Source organism: bacterium (assembly GCA_016873475.1).
Lineage (GTDB): Bacteria > Krumholzibacteriota > Krumholzibacteriia > JACNKJ01 > JACNKJ01 > VGXI01.
Genome location: VGXI01000010.1, coordinates 19123 through 33519, shown reverse-complemented (window position 1 = coordinate 33519; position 14397 = coordinate 19123). Strand labels below are relative to the sequence as shown.

General features: G+C 71.5%; 12 protein-coding genes and 1 pseudogene. 3 read left to right on the top strand and 10 right to left on the bottom strand.

The window, feature by feature from the left end:
- Nucleotides 1–928: amidohydrolase family protein (locus tag FJ251_02085; GenBank protein ID MBM4116520.1), on the top strand; the 928-nt coding region annotated here is incomplete at its 5' end.
- Nucleotides 929–1224: 296 nt separating this feature from the next.
- Here FJ251_02085 and FJ251_02080 read toward each other — a convergent pair.
- The 5 genes and pseudogenes from FJ251_02080 to FJ251_02060 all read right to left on the bottom strand — a co-directional run bounded on the left by FJ251_02080 (nt 1225) and on the right by FJ251_02060 (nt 8662).
- Nucleotides 1225–1641, bottom strand: a pseudogene (locus tag FJ251_02080) (molecular chaperone TorD family protein).
- Nucleotides 1638–2585, bottom strand: coding sequence for a hypothetical protein (locus tag FJ251_02075; GenBank protein MBM4116519.1), 948 nt, complete (start codon nt 2583–2585; stop codon nt 1638–1640). Before FJ251_02075 ends, FJ251_02080 begins: the two are co-directional and overlap by 4 nt.
- 12 nt (nt 2586–2597) lie before the next feature.
- The gene (locus FJ251_02070) at nt 2598–3725 is read right to left on the bottom strand and encodes a dehydrogenase (protein MBM4116518.1); all 1128 of its coding nucleotides are present in this window, start codon (nt 3723–3725) and stop codon (nt 2598–2600) included.
- 9 nt (nt 3726–3734) lie between these two features.
- Nucleotides 3735–7262, bottom strand: coding sequence for a molybdopterin oxidoreductase (locus FJ251_02065; protein ID MBM4116517.1), 3528 nt, complete (start codon nt 7260–7262; stop codon nt 3735–3737).
- Between the two features lie 161 nt (nt 7263–7423).
- Nucleotides 7424–8662, bottom strand: coding sequence for a glycosyltransferase family 4 protein (locus FJ251_02060; protein MBM4116516.1), 1239 nt, complete (start codon nt 8660–8662; stop codon nt 7424–7426).
- A 94-nt stretch (nt 8663–8756) separates the two neighbouring features.
- Between FJ251_02060 and FJ251_02055 the strand changes: the two genes are divergently transcribed.
- On the top strand, nt 8757–9248 hold the full coding sequence (locus FJ251_02055) for a hypothetical protein (protein ID MBM4116515.1): 492 nt from the start codon (nt 8757–8759) through the stop codon (nt 9246–9248).
- Here FJ251_02055 and FJ251_02050 read toward each other — a convergent pair.
- From FJ251_02050 to FJ251_02030, 5 genes are all read right to left on the bottom strand, one after another.
- Nucleotides 9245–9952 carry a hypothetical protein gene (locus tag FJ251_02050; protein MBM4116514.1) on the bottom strand — a complete coding sequence of 236 codons (708 nt, stop codon included), beginning with the start codon at nt 9950–9952 and terminating at the stop codon, nt 9245–9247. The genes FJ251_02055 and FJ251_02050 overlap by 4 nt on opposite strands.
- Nucleotides 9953–9961: 9 nt before the next feature.
- Entirely contained in the window at nt 9962–10867 is a 906-nt protein-coding gene (locus FJ251_02045) for a hypothetical protein (protein MBM4116513.1), read from the bottom strand.
- Nucleotide 10868: 1 nt separating this feature from the next.
- Nucleotides 10869–11555, bottom strand: a complete 687-nt coding sequence (locus tag FJ251_02040) for a hypothetical protein (GenBank protein ID MBM4116512.1) — start codon at nt 11553–11555, stop codon at nt 10869–10871.
- A 9-nt stretch (nt 11556–11564) separates the two neighbouring features.
- Nucleotides 11565–12437, bottom strand: coding sequence for a hypothetical protein (locus FJ251_02035; GenBank protein ID MBM4116511.1), 873 nt, complete (start codon nt 12435–12437; stop codon nt 11565–11567).
- 140 nt (nt 12438–12577) lie between these two features.
- The gene (locus FJ251_02030) at nt 12578–13669 is read right to left on the bottom strand and encodes a histidinol-phosphate transaminase (GenBank protein ID MBM4116510.1); all 1092 of its coding nucleotides are present in this window, start codon (nt 13667–13669) and stop codon (nt 12578–12580) included.
- Nucleotides 13670–13843: 174 nt separating this feature from the next.
- Here FJ251_02030 and FJ251_02025 point away from each other — a divergent pair, with 174 nt between their 5' ends.
- Complete coding sequence (locus FJ251_02025; protein MBM4116509.1) at nt 13844–14290, top strand: hypothetical protein; 447 nt, start codon at nt 13844–13846, stop codon at nt 14288–14290.
- Nucleotides 14291–14397 lie beyond the last annotated feature (107 nt).

The window sequence follows — 14397 nt, the reverse complement described above, 5'->3', positions numbered from 1 at the left end:
GGCGGACGTGCGCAGCCTACTCGCCGAGCTGACCCCGCCGCTCACCCTGCGCGGCTACCGCGAAGTGCTGGGCTGGGAGCCCGCGGCGCGTGAGCGCGCGCTGGCGGGGGCCCGCGCCGCGCTCGCTGCGGCGCCGCCGCCCGTTCTCGCAGCGCCCGGCGCGCTGCTGGCCGGCCTCAGTCCACACGCGCCCTACAGCAGCCACCCGGCGCTCGTCACCGCCTGCTTCGACCTGGCCCGAGAGAGCGCGCTGCCCGTCGCCATGCACCTCGCCGAATCCGAAGCCGAGCGCCGTTTCCTCGATGCCGCGAGCGGCCCCTTCGCCGACCTGCACGCGCGCCTCGGCTGGACGGAGCCCGCGGCCTGGTCCGCCGCCGCGCCGGATGGCCTCGGCGAGTGGCTGGCGAGCGTCCCGCTCGCGGCGCCGCTGCTCCTCGTGCATGGCACCTGGCTCGAACCCGCGGAGATCGCCCGCCTCGCCGCGCGCCCGGCGACGGCCATCGCCTACTGCCCGGGCTCCGTGCCTTGGTTCCACGGCGGCGCGGACCCGCACCCGGTGGTGGCCATGCTCGCCGCCGGCCTGCCCGTCGCCCTCGGCACCGACTCGCTGGCCAGCAGCCCCACGCTCAACCTGCCGCTCACCTGCACGCTGGCGCGGCGCGCGCAGCCCGCGCTCGGCCCCGAGCAGATCCTCTGGATGGCGACGCGGGCCGGCGCCCTCGCCCTCGGCTGCCCCGAGCGCGGCGAGCTGACGGCCGGCGGGCCGGCGGACTTCGTCGCCTTCGACCTCGCGGGAAGCCGCGGCGGGCGGCGCGGCGCGCTCGAGGCGATCGAGGGCGCCCTGCTCTCGGGCTACCGCGTGCCGGGCCTGTCGGTGATCGGCGGCATCGCCCACGCCTTCGCGGCGCTCAGGCCCTTTCCGGCCTAGGCGCCGGTCGGGCGCAGCAGCCCGCAGCGGAAGGCCTCGGCCTCCTCGTCGCCCGGCGGCGGCAGGGGCGGCGCGCTCTCGCCGAAGACGAGGCCGAGCTCGGCGGCGACCCGCGTGCCGGCCAGCGCGAGCAGGCGCGCGAGGCGGCGGTGATGGCGGTCCGGGGCCAGCGCGGCCAGGCGCGCGCAGAAGGCGGGCAGCCACTCGCCGAGGTGGTCGGCCCAGTAGGCGCAGAGCGCCTCGTGCGTGACTGCCGCCGCTTCGGCCTCGCCGGCGGCCGCCGCCTGCGCGCGCATGACCAGCAGCAGCGCGACGAACTCGAGCTCGGCGCCGAGATGATCGGCCTTCTCGCCCGTGCCGGCCGCGGGCGCAAAGCCGAAGGCGCGGTAGAAGCCGGCGATGTCGGCGAGCAGCGCGCCCTTGTCGCGGCGCACGAAGGCCGTCTCGTTCGCGGCGCAGGGCGCGGCGCCCTCGAAGAGCGCGCTCTGCGCCTCGGCGAGGGCGGCGGGCTCGCGCCCCGCTCGCGCGAGGCAGTCGGCGAGCAGGGCCGCCGCGCGCTGCGGGCTCGCCAGGCCCGCCCCGGCGAGCAGCGCAGTCAGCGCGGCGCGATCGGCGGCGGGCAGGCTGCGCGCGCCTGCCGCCGGCGCGCGCAACAACTCGGCCAGGAGAAACAGGAGATCGGCCAGGGCAAGCGCGCGCGCCTGCTCTTTCATCCCTGCACCTCGAAGCGGAGCCAGGGCGAGTACTGCTTGCGGCCGCCCACGTTGCCGGCGCTGCCGTCCCAGATGGCGACGCCCACGCTGCCCGGCCGATCGAGGCGGAACTGGTAGTCGTTCGGGTCCTGCGTCTCGAGCGGGCGGACGACGGTGAGCCACCAGCGGCCTTCGCGCCAGACGGCGCGTCCGGCGCTCGCGCTCTCGCGCTGCGCCGTGAGCGTGCCGAAGCCCTCGGCGATCAGTTCCTCGATCGGCTCGACACGATTCCACTGGGCGATCGGGTTGCCCGCCGCGCGCGCCGGGAACCAGGCCTGGGCGCGGGTGTCGGCGAAGTCCTCGGGCACGCGCTGCGGGAAGCTGCCCGCGGCGAACCAGTAGAGGTCGACCCAGTAGTTGGGATGCAGGTCCTGCACGTCCTGGAAGCCCTCGTCGACGTCGCGCTGCCAGAGCGCCTTCCAGTGCAGGATCTGCACGCGCTTGCCCGCGGCGCCCATCATGTAGGTGGCGTCCTCGGCGAGGGGGAACTGCAGCGCGGCGGCGTCGCCGAAGCGGGTGACCTCCTGCGCGCGGTCGCGCGTGGCGTCCGGCCAGCTCAGGCGAAAGGCGATGCGCTCGCCGTCGGTGACCGCCTGCAGCGCGATGCTCGCCACCGCCGTCTCCGTGATCGCCGGCAGGGCCACATTCTGCGGCAGCAGGGCGATCTGGGTGGCCGGCGCCTCGCGCCAGAGCTTCGCCTCGGGATCGCCGAGCGCGGCGCCGGCGCCGACGCGCACGACGAGGAGCGCCTCGGCGCCGAGGCGGGTCTGCACGCCGACGAGCTGGCGCTCGCGCAGCCCGCGGACGTACTCGCGCTGCGCCAGCGTGAGCAGCCCCGCCATCAGCAGGATGCTGAACAGGAAGGCGCCGAGAATGGCCCAGAGGCCCGCGTCGTCGCTCCGCATCGCCTGCCCTCCCTAGGTCGTGTTGTGGCGATAGGCGCCGTGGCGCTCATCGAAGAAGTTCCGCACGCGGTGGGGCTCGGTGAAGGGCACGCGCGCCAGCTCCGTGCCGGCGTCGTCCCAGCCCACGGCCTCCTCGCCCTGCACGGCGAAGCGGGTGATGATCTTGTTCGTCGCCCCGAAGAGCAGCAGCGCGCCGAGTAGCTGCCTGTCCCGCGCCGCCTCGCGGTAGAGCGCCTTCGCCGCGGCCACCTCCGGGCCGAAGAGCTGCTCGAGGAAGGCGTCCGGCACGTGCACGGGCGGAATGTAGAAGACGTTCGGCCCCGTGCCGTGCTGCGGGTAGAGCGGCAGCGCGAGCCGGCGGATCTTGATGATGTAGTCGAGCGGGTTGTCCGGGCGCGGCGCCTCGCGCGTGGAGAGGAAGCCGTGCAGGCGGATCTTCCCGATGCAGGCCTCCACGCAGAGCGCCACCTCGCCTTGCTCCACGCGCGGGTAGCAGCCGATGCACTTCTCGCTCACGCGGCTGATCACGTTGTGGAAGACCTTCTTGTACGGACAGGCCCGAATGCACTCCTGGTAGCCGCGACAGCGCTCCTGGTCGACGAGGACGATCCCGTCCTCCTCGCGCTTGTAGACGGCCTTGCGCGGGCAGGCCGCCAGACAGGCCGGGTGGTCGCAGTGGTTGCAGATGCGGGCGAGGTAGAACATCCACATCGGGTGGATGCCCTCGAAAGCCATGCCCATCTCGACGTTCGCGGTGACGTCGTCCTCGCCCAGGTTGGGCGCGCCGTAGTCGGCGACCTCCGGCCGGTGGCCGCGCGGCGGCTGGTTGGGCGGCAGGCCTTCGAAAACGGTCGGCGTCTCGAGCACGCCGCGCGCCCAGCGCGCGGGTTCGCTCATCTCGAGCAGGCGCAGGTCCCAGGCCGTCGGATAGCCGCCGTAGGGCTTGGTCTCGACGTTGTTCCAGAAGGTGGTCTCCTGGCCCTTGCCGCTGGTCCAGGTCGCCTTGCAGGCGATGGTGCAGGTCTGGCACTCGATGCACTTGTTCGTATCGAAGATGTAGGCCACCTGCCGCTTGGGCGGCGCGGCCTCGTAGGGGTAGTCCTGCTCACGGCCGATCTGCCAGTTCTTGCGCTTGGGCATGGCCTCCCCCTAGCTCGTGCGGGCGGCGAAGCCGCCGGCGATGAAGCGCATCAGCGCCGCGCTCTCGTAGCCCGGCCGCAGGCCGAGCCGCGCGGGTCGCCAGAGCCCTTGGCCGCCGGGTCCGCCCGCCTCCGCGCGCTCGATGCGCACGATCGACTCGCGCGGCGCGCCGGTCGGGCAGTGCACGTCGGCGACGAAGCCCTGCGTGATCTTCTGGCCGAAGACGCCCTTGACGACGAGGCTGTCGGTCATCCAGGTGGGCTTCAGGTACCCGCGCGTGCAGCTCTGGTGGCTGCCCGAACGGAAGAGCGACTGGTAGCCCGTCTCCGGGGCGCGGGCCATGCCGTTCGCGTTCTCGCGGCTGCCCCTCACGGAGCCGTAGGTGGCCCCGTACATGTTGTGCCACATGCGCGTGATGCCGCGCGGCGTGCCGGGGTAGTAGCGGGCGCGGGCCATCAGGCGAGCCACCTGGTACCGCTCCGCGTTCTGCTGCCAGCCGCGGAAGGGCCGATCGTGCGGATCGGCGTCGATCCAGACGTAGTCGCCGTCCTCGACGCCCAGCTCGCGCGCGTCCAACGGGTTGATGTCCAGGAACATCTCGTTGATGTAGGGCATCCGCTTGTCCTCGCGGTACATGTCGCCGAAGGGTCCGAACCAGATGGCGACGATGTCCGTGTCCACCGACGTCGTGTGGGCGCCGTGCCGGTACTTGGGCGTGTGGAAGACGTAGCGATAGCCCTCCGCGTGGAGCGGATGGCGCGTGGCGAGCAGGGCATCGACGTCGAGCACGACGTGCCGGTGCTGGCGCGCGTCGCTGCCGAGATCGGCCGGATCGACGCCGTAGTCCTCCGGCCGCTTCGGCCGGAGCAGGGGATGCGGGGCCGCGACGATCGTGTTCGGCTCGTAGAAGGTGGAGTCGATCGGCTCGCGGTGCACGATCAGGTTCTCGCCGCTGTCCATGAACTCCGGCTCTTCGCGGTAGAACTCGAGCCGGCCCGTCTTCGTGTACCAGGGCCGGTCCTCGTTCGCCTGCTCCCAGGCGCCGACTTTGGGGTAGGTGCGCGTCTGGATGATGGCCGGCACGCCGCGCATCGCCTCGCGCTCGAGCGTCTCGACGCGGAAGCCCCGCATGGCGTTCGAGTGGTCGAGGATGCGCTGGATGTAGGGCCGCATGTCGCCCTCGCCCACGAATCGCCAGTAGTCCGCGAAGCGCGGGTCGTCCAACTCGCGGCCGATGGCGGCGCAGATGCCGGCCGCCACCTCGGCGTCCCCGCGGGTATCGTGGATGCGTGGCAGCGGCGAGGTCGGGAAGACGTACAGGAAGGGGTTGGTGGCGCTGATCGTCATGTCGGGCGCGCGCAGCTCGGCCCAGCTGTCTACGGGAAAGACGATGTCCGCGTACTCGCAGCTCGCCGTCCACCACCACTCGTTCACGGCAATGAACTCCACGCGCGGGAAGCTGTTGACGATGCTGTCGTAGTGGCCCTTCGCGTTGCCGATCAGCGAGTTGGAGTTGGAGACGTGGATGGACTTGGTCGGCGTCGGGATGTGGCTCTTGCCCGTCAGCACCGTCTCGCCCGCCCGCAGGATCTGGTCGTTGTGGTTGAAGTAGTGCACGGACTCCGGCTTCCAGTAGCTCCTCACGGGCGCCGGCTTGGCCGGGTCGAGCCCCGGCGCGAAGGGATTCTCGGCGACGTACTGGCCCAGCCCGTTGAAGAAGCTCGCCCGGTAGTTGCCCGCGTAGCTGCCCACGTTGCCGCCGATGCGGCCGACGTTGCGGGTCAGCGCGGCGACCAGGAAGATCGCCCGGTCCTTGAGGTCGTTGTTGAAGAACTGGTTCGGCCCCATGCCGTTGACGAAGAGCGTGCGCTCGGGGTTGGCCGCGATCTGGCGGGCGAGGCTGCGGATCGCCGCGGCCGGCACCCAGGTGAGCTTGGCCACCTGCTCGGGCGTGTAGCTGGCGTCGAGCAACGCGCGGGTGGCGTCGAAGACGCTGCGGCAGGCCACGCGCTCGCCGCTGGCGAGGGTCACCGTCACCGTGCCGGCGAGCTGCGGCGCGAGGCCGAGCGCCGCGAAGTGCCGGCCCACCTGGTCGCGATTCACCGCGGCGGGCCCGCCGCGGCGGCGATCCCAAACGACGGTGTCGCCCCAGGCCTCCCGCTGGGCGGCCCCGATCACCGCGCCCGCCTGGGCGTGGATGGCCGGCCCGCTCTCGCCGGCGGCGGTGACCAGGGTAGCGTTCGCGAGCGGCGCCGGCCGGTAGCCCGCGAAGACCTCCGCGGCGCGCAGGAGCTGGCCCGTGTCCGTGCGCACGAGCAGCGGCAGGTCCGTCCCCCCGGCCACCTCCGCCTCGTCGTAGAGCCCCTCGGCGATGATCTGCTGGGCGAGACCGAGCGCGAGCGCCGGAGTCGTGCCCGGCCGCACGATGAGCACCTCGTCGCCCTTGGACGAAGTCGCGCTGTACTCGGCGGCGATCACGACCACCTTGCTGCCCTTCAGGCGCGCCTCGGTGAGCCAGTGCGCGTCGGGCATCTTCGTGGTGATCCAGTTCATGCCCCAGACGAGGATGAGTCGCGCGTGCTCGACGTTGCAGAGATCGAAGTCCACGGTCTGCTGTCCCGTGACCATCGGGTGGCCGGGTGGCAGATCCGTGTGCCAGGAGTAGTTGTCCCAGCCGCGGGCCCCGAGGGCCTTCTCCGGCCCCGTGTCGCGGAGCCTGTCGTCGACGAGGGCCATCGCGTTGGCCATCCGGTACTGCGCGAAGATCCGGGTGAGGCCCAGGGCCGGCATGCCGCCGCGGAACTTCAGGACCTGCGTGCCGGCGCCCTGGGTCGCCTCGACCATCAGCGGGTCGTAGCCCTGCGCGCGCAGCTTGGCCTGGCCCGCCTCGCCCGAGTAGGTGCGGGCGATGTCGATCGCGGCGCGGGCGGCGAGGGCGAAGGCCTCGTCCCAGCTGACGGGTACCCAAGGCTCCTTGCCGCGCTGGAGGAACTTCGCGTCGACGGCGCCCGTGCGCTTGTCGCGCGGGAAGCCGGCGTCCGCCCAGGCCTTGAAGCCCTTGCGGGCCAGGGGCCGCTTGCAGCGGCGGTCGCCGTAGAAGCGGCGGGCGAGAGCGAGGCCCTTCTGGCAGCAGCGCGGATCCCAGCGCCGGCTGGCGCCGCCGCCGTCCAGATCCTTGGCCTCGTGGTAGCCGTAGCTCGGCGCAATGCGCGTGACGACGCCGTTCTTGACGAAGGCTCGCAGTAGGCAGTTGTGCGTGTCGTTGGGCGCGCAGAGGAAGACGAAGCTGCTGTCGCTGCGGTAGAGGTCGCGATAGACCCGCTCCCAGCCGCGATTGGGGTAGCTCGCCAGGGGATTGTCGATGGCCAGCACGTCGAGATAGCCGACCGCGCCCGCCGCCTGCCGGGCGATGCCTGCGGCGCCGATGCCGGTCAGGGCGAGCTGGTAGAGGAAGGACCGGCGCGTGCTGCCGCCGGGGTTCGCCGGCTCGCCCGCATCCGCGCGCTCGGGCCTTGCCCCCGCGTCGTGCTCGGCCATGGCCGCTCCCTTCTGAGGAAGTCGAGAGCGCTCACCGGCGAGCGGCGCGAGTCGACAGCGCGCGGTGAGCGGCGTTGATGCCCCGAGTATCCGCGGGGCCGCGCGCCCCGCCCTTGACCGCGGTCAAGGGGAGGCCAAGTGACGATCTTCACAAGGCAGAATCAGGGGCGCCGGCTGTTCTCCGCGCAGAGCTGCTCGATGAGGTCCAGCTCGCGCCCGACGCGGGCGTCCCAGGAGTCGAAGCCCGCGGCGGTCTCCCGCGCGCCGGCGGCAAGGCGCGCGCGCAGGGCGTCGTCCTCGAGCACGGCGCGCAGCGCGGCGATCAGCGCCGCATCGTCGCCGGGCGGCGCGAGGCGACCGTTCGCGCCGTCCTGCACGACCTCGCCCGTGCCGGCCACGTCGGTCGCCACCACGGGACAGCCCATCACCATCGCCTCGCAGGTCGGGAGGGCCATGTTCGAGTAGGTGTTCAGCGTGAGGAAGCAGTCGGCGGCGGCGAAGAGCGGCGGCACGGCGGCGTGCGGCACCGCGCCGAGCAGACGCACGCGGCCCGTCGCGATCGGCGCCGCCAGCGCGCGGCGCAGCCAGGCCTCGTCCTCGCCGCTGCCGGCGACGAGGACGCGCAGCGGCCGCGGACACTCGGCGAGCAGGCGCGGCACGATGCGCGCGAGTTGCCGCGTCCCCTTGAAGGGGGCGAGCCGGGCGAGGAAGAGCAGGAGCCGCTCCTCGAGCGCCACGCCCAGCCGCGCGCGCTCGGCCGCGCGGTCGATCGCGAGCCCGCCCCACTCGGTGTGGATCCCGTTGAGCAGGTAGACGATGCGCCTTGCCGGCACGCCCGCTGCGAGCGCCGCCTCCCGCCCGCGCGAGCCGTCGTTGAGGATGACGAGCCGGTCCACCGGGCGCGTGAGGCCGTAGAGCGTCTCCCAGTTCTTGTAGCGGTACTTGAGCCGCGGCCACTGGTCGAAAAAGGCCGCCGTGTAGACGCCGAAGTGCTTGACCACGCTCGGGATTGCGAGTTCGCGCCCGATCAGCGCGGCCGCCCGCGCGCCGTGGTAGCTGAAGCCCAGCACGAGCTCGGGCCGCAGCGCACGGGCCACGCGGCGCGCGCGGGCGACCACCGGCCCGCAGTACCAGCCGAGCCAGAGCAGGCGGCGCAGCGGCGTCGGCAGCCAGCGCGTGCGGCGCGTGATGTCGGGAAAGGGATGCAGGATGAGGCGCGGATGGCGCTCGCCGGCGTCGAAGGCGCCGCCGGCCGGCAGCACGAAGTGCAGCTCGTGGCCGGCGGCCAGGGCGCGGCGCACGAACTCGGCGTCGTCGCTGACGCCGGCCTTGCCGGGCATCGACCAGAAGTCCGCCCAGGGGGTGACGATGAGGAGACGGCGCGGCGGTCTCGGCGGCATGGCGCGAGCCTAGCACGCGCCCGGCGGCCCGGGAAGCGGGGCTTGTGGGCGCCCGGTCGCTGCGCTAGCCTGTGGGCCCGCCGACAGGAGTCCCATGCGCCGCCGCTCGCTCGCCCTCTGGGCCCTCGCCTTCCTGGCGATCTTCGCCGGCGGCAGCCTCTTGCTGGCCCTGCTCTGGATGCCGATCTGGCTCAGCCCGCTCGGCTATACCCTCAAGCGCACGGCCCCGGCCGGCCTGGTGCTCGCGCTCATCCCGCTCACCTACGGCCGCGCTCGCGCCGACGAGGCGCAGCGCTTGAGCGGCGCAAGCCGCCTCCTGCTGCGGCCGGCGGGCCTGCCGACCGTGGCCGCGGGCAGCCTGCTGCTTGCTCTGCTCGGCGCGAGTGCGCAGCTCGCCCTGATCCGGCGCAACCCGCATCTCACGCTGGCGCAGTACTGGCGGGAGGAGATCTGGGCCGTCTGGCTGCTCATGCTGCCGGCCGCGGCCCTCGTGCTGGGCGGGCACGCACTCTGGGTTCGCCAGCGCGCGGCGACGGCAGCGCCGCCCGCGGCGGCGCCGCCACCCGAGCCGAGCGCGGGCGACTAGCCGAGGCCTAGCCAGTCGTCGACGAGGAAGATCACGCGGCCGATCAGGATCGACACGCGGCCCATGATCGTGTAGCCGAAGGCGGCGCCGAAGGAGATCATCAGGAACCAGATCCCCAGGCGCCCCACGCCGCCGACCACGCCCTTGTGCTCCGCCGAGAAGAAGAAGTAGACGAGCACCGCGAGCACGCCGATCACGAAGACCAGGCTCGAGATCCACTCGCCCCAGCTCACGGTGCGCGTCTGGGCGTCCAACCAGATCGGCAGCCGCTCGGGGAGGAAGCGCCAGAAGCTGCGGATGGTGTCCGCCGACTGCGGCAGCACCTCGCCCTGCAGCTTCTGCATCATGTTCAGCCCCGCGTAGTAGCCCACGTAGACGGCCAGCGCGAAGCGGCTCATCCAGGCGATCTTCGGCACGTAGCGCGAGTAGAGCACGAGCGCGAGCAGGAAGGGCGCGATGAGCAGCCAGTGCTCGGGCTCGCGGGTCGGGTAGGTGGCCGCGCTGTAGGCCGGCCCGGCGTGGAAGAGCGGCGCGATCAGATTGGGCACGAAGGTGTTCCGGAAGGTCAGGTTGATGTAGTAGCCCATGCTGATGCCGCCGAAGGCGCTCTCGGCGAAACGAAAGAAGGGGTTGTCCTTGTACAGGAAGCTCAGGATGCACAGCGTGAAGAGCGCGCCGACCCAGACCCAGAGTTCGCTGGCCATGGCCTTCCCCTAGGACCGGCGCTGCCGGCGTTCCAGCAGGAAGCCGACGTTGCCGATGACGATGAAGAGCGTGATGATCGTGTAGACGATGGACTGCACGTCCCAGCCCTTGCCGGCGTTGTAGACGTCGGCGGCCGTCGCCTCGGCGATCTGCCCGTACTTCTGCTTGACCAGGTACTCGTACTCGGCCGCGCCCTTGAGCCCGGGCAAGAGCGCGAACATCTGCCCCGCCTTGTAGTAGGCGAAGTACTTGGGCGCGCTCACCGCCGTGCAACCCACGGCGACCGGCGTCCCGTACTGGGCGTTCACCAGGTTCGCCCACCACTCGCCGATGATGCCGGTGGCGAAGCTCATCACGAAGCTGACGTCGCCGTAGCCCCGCACCTGGTTGGACAGCTCGTAGTCCGTCACCGGCGCCTGGTAGTACTCGCGCGGGAAGACGGCGTGCACGTTCTCGCCCATCTGCCGCATCGTCGCCTGGCCGCCGTCCTTGTAGCCGAGGTAGACGAAGTCCCTGCCGTAGAACTTGCCGGGGAAGGCCGTGCTCTCGAGGACGCCGTTGGCCGGGTCCAGCGGCCCCACCGCGCGCTGGAGCTCCTCGGCGCCCTCGGTGACACCGCCCAGCGGGTAGAGCGCGATACAGAGCACCTTGAGGTCCCGCGCCAGGCAATGACGCAGGAAGGCGTCGGCCATCGGGTCGTTCTCAGGGCCGGTGGAGGGGCCGTAGTCGAAGGAGGCGAGGACCACCGAGCCCGCCGGCAGGCTCTCCACGCGGTCGTAGAGGTCCTGCACGGACTGGGCGACGTTCACGGGCAGGTTGAGCGGCAGCAGGATGGGGATCACCGCCGCCAGGCCCACGAGCAGGTAGAGCCAGCGCCGGTCGATGTTCATCAGCCGCTGGAAGAGGGCGGTCACACTACTCTCCCTTCTGCAGGCCGAGGTAGCTGCGCTCGATGCCGATCAGGATACGCAGGGCCATCGAGGCGGCGCCCAGGGCGGCGCCGATGATGATCCCCCGCTGCGCCGCGGCATTGGGAATGTTCAGCGTCCACTGCGTGAGGTCGGGCAGGAAGGGCAGCGCGCGGACGACGTAAGGGTTCACGCCGAGCATGATCAGGAGCGCTGCCGCAAGCAGGATGGCCGCCTCCACGTTGCGCACGCGGAACGCGCGGAAGGCGGCCGAGGCCACGTAGAAGGCGAGCAGGCTGAACATCGTCGCCTGGAGTGGCTTGAAGCCGGCCTCGACGATCCAGTTGTAGGCGGCGTGCGCGTACCAGGCGGTGTTGCTCGCGCGGGAGAAGGCGTCCCAGAGCCCGAAGAACCCGGTGATCGTCAGCGCGAGCAGGAACACCAGCGCGTAGGGCCAGCCCTGCGCGCGGTTGGAGATCTTGCGCAGGTTCACCTGGAAGACGTTGACGACGCCGAGCAGCAGCGCCGCGGCGGCGAGGATCACCATCCAGCGCTCGAAGGTGTCGCTGACGTGAAGGATGCCGTTGCCCGTCGGATCCTCGTCCCGCAGGGCGGGCCCGCGAAAGAGGAAGGAGAGGATCGGCAGCATGCCGGCGATGAAAGTCAGCAGCAGGGGAATGCGTTTCCTGAACATGGGTCCTCTCTACTGCGGCTGCAGCCAGCCCTGGAGCGCCAGGTTGCCGAAGAAGGTCGCGATCAGGAGCCCGATGACGATCCAGGCCAGCAGCATCAGCTTCACGAAGTCCTGGCCCTTGACGCTGCCCAGCATGACGGGCTCGCGCGAGAGATAGGCGCTCGCCGCGTAGAGCTCCTCGCCGATCAGCGTGTAGTCGCAGGTGACGACGAAGAAGGGGATCTGCGCCACCTCGGCCGTGCCGGCGATCTGGATGGCGCCCGTGCCCTGGCCGGCCTCGGCCAGCAGCAGGCTCTCGGCGTAGAAGGAGCCGACCAGGAAGTTCGCCGCCGGCTTCTCACGCACCATGATGCCCGACACCGCCGCCGTGTAGGCGAACTGGTCGTAGGTGATGTAGTGCACGATGTCGTCGCTGAAGAGGTCCGGCCGCCCCGCCTCGAGGTAGGCCTCCTTCACCGTCTCGCGCGCGGCGGCGAAGGTGAGCGGGTCCTTGTTCGGCACGTCCAGCGGCGTGCCGTACTCGGCCGTGTGCTTGGCGACGTGCTTGAGCACGGCCAGCGAGGCGAGGGTCTGCACCTCGTCGATGGACATGATGCCGGGCACGTAGAGCACCTTGCGGCCCAGCTCGGTGGAGCGGCCGATCGCCTCCTCCACCGCGTTGAGGCCGGCGATGCGCCGCACGAAGAGCGGCCGGCCCATGCGCGCCAGGCGGATGCTGACCACGATGACGATCGAAAAGACGATGAAGAGCACGAGCGCCGAGACGTTCTCCTCGCGAATGCCCCAGCCGCTGCCGCCCTGCGCAGCGGCCGGCGCGGCGGTCAAGGCCAGCCAGAGGAGCGCCGCGCCTGGTCGAGCCAGGCTCCCGCGGTAGCTTTCCATGAGACTCCCTCGCGATCGGGTGGTCCGGCCGGCGCGAGCGGGCGCAGGCGCTCTGGCATCCTAACGAGCGCCAAGGGCGTGGAGCAAGCGAAAGGTTGTGCCGCGGAGATTGTGTCCGCTCTGGGCGTGCTCGCGTCGCGCTAGTCGAGCGCCCGTGGCAGCGCTTCGGCGAAGACCGCCAGCTCCTCGGAAGTGCCGACGCTCACCCGGAACAGGTCGGGAAAGCCGAAGGCGGCCAGGGGCCGCACGACCACGCCCTGCTCGAGCAGGCGCCGGCAGCTGCGCTCGCAGCGCGTGGCATCGCCCGTCGCCACGGCCACGAAGTTCGTGTGACTGGGCAGCACGGCGAGGCCGGCGGCGCCCAGTGTCTCGCGCAATCTGGCCAGGCCGGCGGCGGTTCCCCTCACCGTGCGGCGCAGGAAGTCCTCGTCGGCGAGCGCGGCGAGGCCGGCCACCTGGGCGAGGTGGCTGGGCTCGAAGGGCAGTTTCACCTTCATCAGATTGCCGATCAACTCGTCGTGCGCGAAGCCGTAGCCGATCCGCAGGCCGGCCAGGCCATAGGCCTTCGAGAAGGTGCGCAAGGTGATCACGTTGTCGTAGCGATAGGTCATCGAGTCCGGAAAGGAGGGCTCGGCCGCGGTGAACTCGAAGTAGGCCTCGTCGTAGATGACCAGGCAGCGGCTCGGCACCTTGGCCATGAAGGCGTCGAACTCGGCGCGCGTGAAGATGGTCCCCGTCGGATTGTCCGGGTTGGCGAGGTAGATGATCTTCGTGTACTCGTTCACGCGCTCGCCCATCGCCGCGAGATCGTAGCGGTAGTCCGGCCGCCGCGGCACCAGCGTGAGCTTGTTGCCGCTCGCGCGCGCCAGCACCATGAAGCCGATGAAGGTGTTCTCGGCCGTGAGGATCTCGTCCTCGTCGCAGAGGAAGGTGCGCATCACCGTCGCCATGATGCCCTCGCTGCCGCTGCCCACGGCGACGTTTTCCACGCGCACCTTGAAGCGCTCGGCCAGCGCGCCGCGCAGGGCGAGAGCGCCCATGTCGGGGTAACGGTGCAGCTCGCCGCTCGCTTCGGCGATGGCGGCCAGCGCCCGGGGGGAAGGTCCCCAGGGGTTTTCGTTGCTGGCCAGCTTGACGACCCGCTCGAGGCCGAGTTCGCGGCGCACCTCGGCGATCGGCTTTCCGGGCGAGTAGGGCCTGAGCTCCTTGATGGACTGGGGAACCAGGGGCATGGCGCGCTCCCGCGGCGAGGATCCGCCGGCGCACCCGGCGGCCCCGGGCAGCTTAGCCCCTGCCTTCCGGAGCGGCAAGCCCGCGACCGCCGGGTGCTGGCCGGAGCGCGATTTCGCGTCTACACTTGGGGTGCGGGCCGGGGGGCTCGCCATCCGGAAATCTGTGAGGTCGGGATGCACGCGGAGAGACGGCGCTTCGGCGAGCAATGGCGAGACGCGGCCGTGCCCGGCACGGTCATCCAGATCCGCGGCGAGAGCGTGCTCTTCAAGCCGCGGGCCGCCACCCATCCGCTCTGGCTCTTCCTGGACGGCGCCGCCCCGCCGCCGGTGGGAGAAGAGGTGCAACTCGTTGTCAATCCAGCAGTTTTCGAGTGCCACCGGATCATCGCCCGGCACGGCGAGGCCGTGAAGGTGCCCCAGCTGGAGTTCCACAAGGACGAGCTGGAGCGGGCCCGCGGCCGCTTCGAGCGCCTGGCCGAGGGCGAGCAGGCCTTCGTTCTCGATGTCGGCTTCCCGCTGGTGGTTAGCGTCCTGCAACAGTGCCAGGAGCTGCGCCGGGCCCGCCCCGGCGAGATCCTCGAGATGGACTTCGCGCCGCCGGCCCAGGGGCACCGCGTCTAGCCCCGGCCGCCGCCGGGAGCGCGGCCTGGAGTTGTGGCCCAGGTATCCTTGTACGTCTTTGTCTCTATATCACTTGCCGGGATTTGCGCTGGCCAGTTCGGCTCGCC

What these genes read in the sequence shown, in the direction of transcription:
- FJ251_02075 (MBM4116519.1), bottom strand. Translation starts at nt 2,585, where the DNA reads ATGCGGAGCGACGACGCGGGCCTCTGGGCCATTCTCGGCGCCTTCCTG.
- FJ251_02070 (MBM4116518.1), bottom strand. Translation starts at nt 3,725, where the DNA reads ATGCCCAAGCGCAAGAACTGGCAGATCGGCCGTGAGCAGGACTACCCC.
- FJ251_02065 (MBM4116517.1), bottom strand. Translation starts at nt 7,262, where the DNA reads ATGGCCGAGCACGACGCGGGGGCAAGGCCCGAGCGCGCGGATGCGGGC.
- FJ251_02060 (MBM4116516.1), bottom strand. Translation starts at nt 8,662, where the DNA reads ATGCCGCCGAGACCGCCGCGCCGTCTCCTCATCGTCACCCCCTGGGCG.
- FJ251_02055 (MBM4116515.1), top strand. Translation starts at nt 8,757, where the DNA reads ATGCGCCGCCGCTCGCTCGCCCTCTGGGCCCTCGCCTTCCTGGCGATC.
- FJ251_02050 (MBM4116514.1), bottom strand. Translation starts at nt 9,952, where the DNA reads ATGGCCAGCGAACTCTGGGTCTGGGTCGGCGCGCTCTTCACGCTGTGC.
- FJ251_02040 (MBM4116512.1), bottom strand. Translation starts at nt 11,555, where the DNA reads ATGTTCAGGAAACGCATTCCCCTGCTGCTGACTTTCATCGCCGGCATG.
- FJ251_02035 (MBM4116511.1), bottom strand. Translation starts at nt 12,437, where the DNA reads ATGGAAAGCTACCGCGGGAGCCTGGCTCGACCAGGCGCGGCGCTCCTC.
- FJ251_02030 (MBM4116510.1), bottom strand. Translation starts at nt 13,669, where the DNA reads ATGCCCCTGGTTCCCCAGTCCATCAAGGAGCTCAGGCCCTACTCGCCC.
- FJ251_02025 (MBM4116509.1), top strand. Translation starts at nt 13,844, where the DNA reads ATGCACGCGGAGAGACGGCGCTTCGGCGAGCAATGGCGAGACGCGGCC.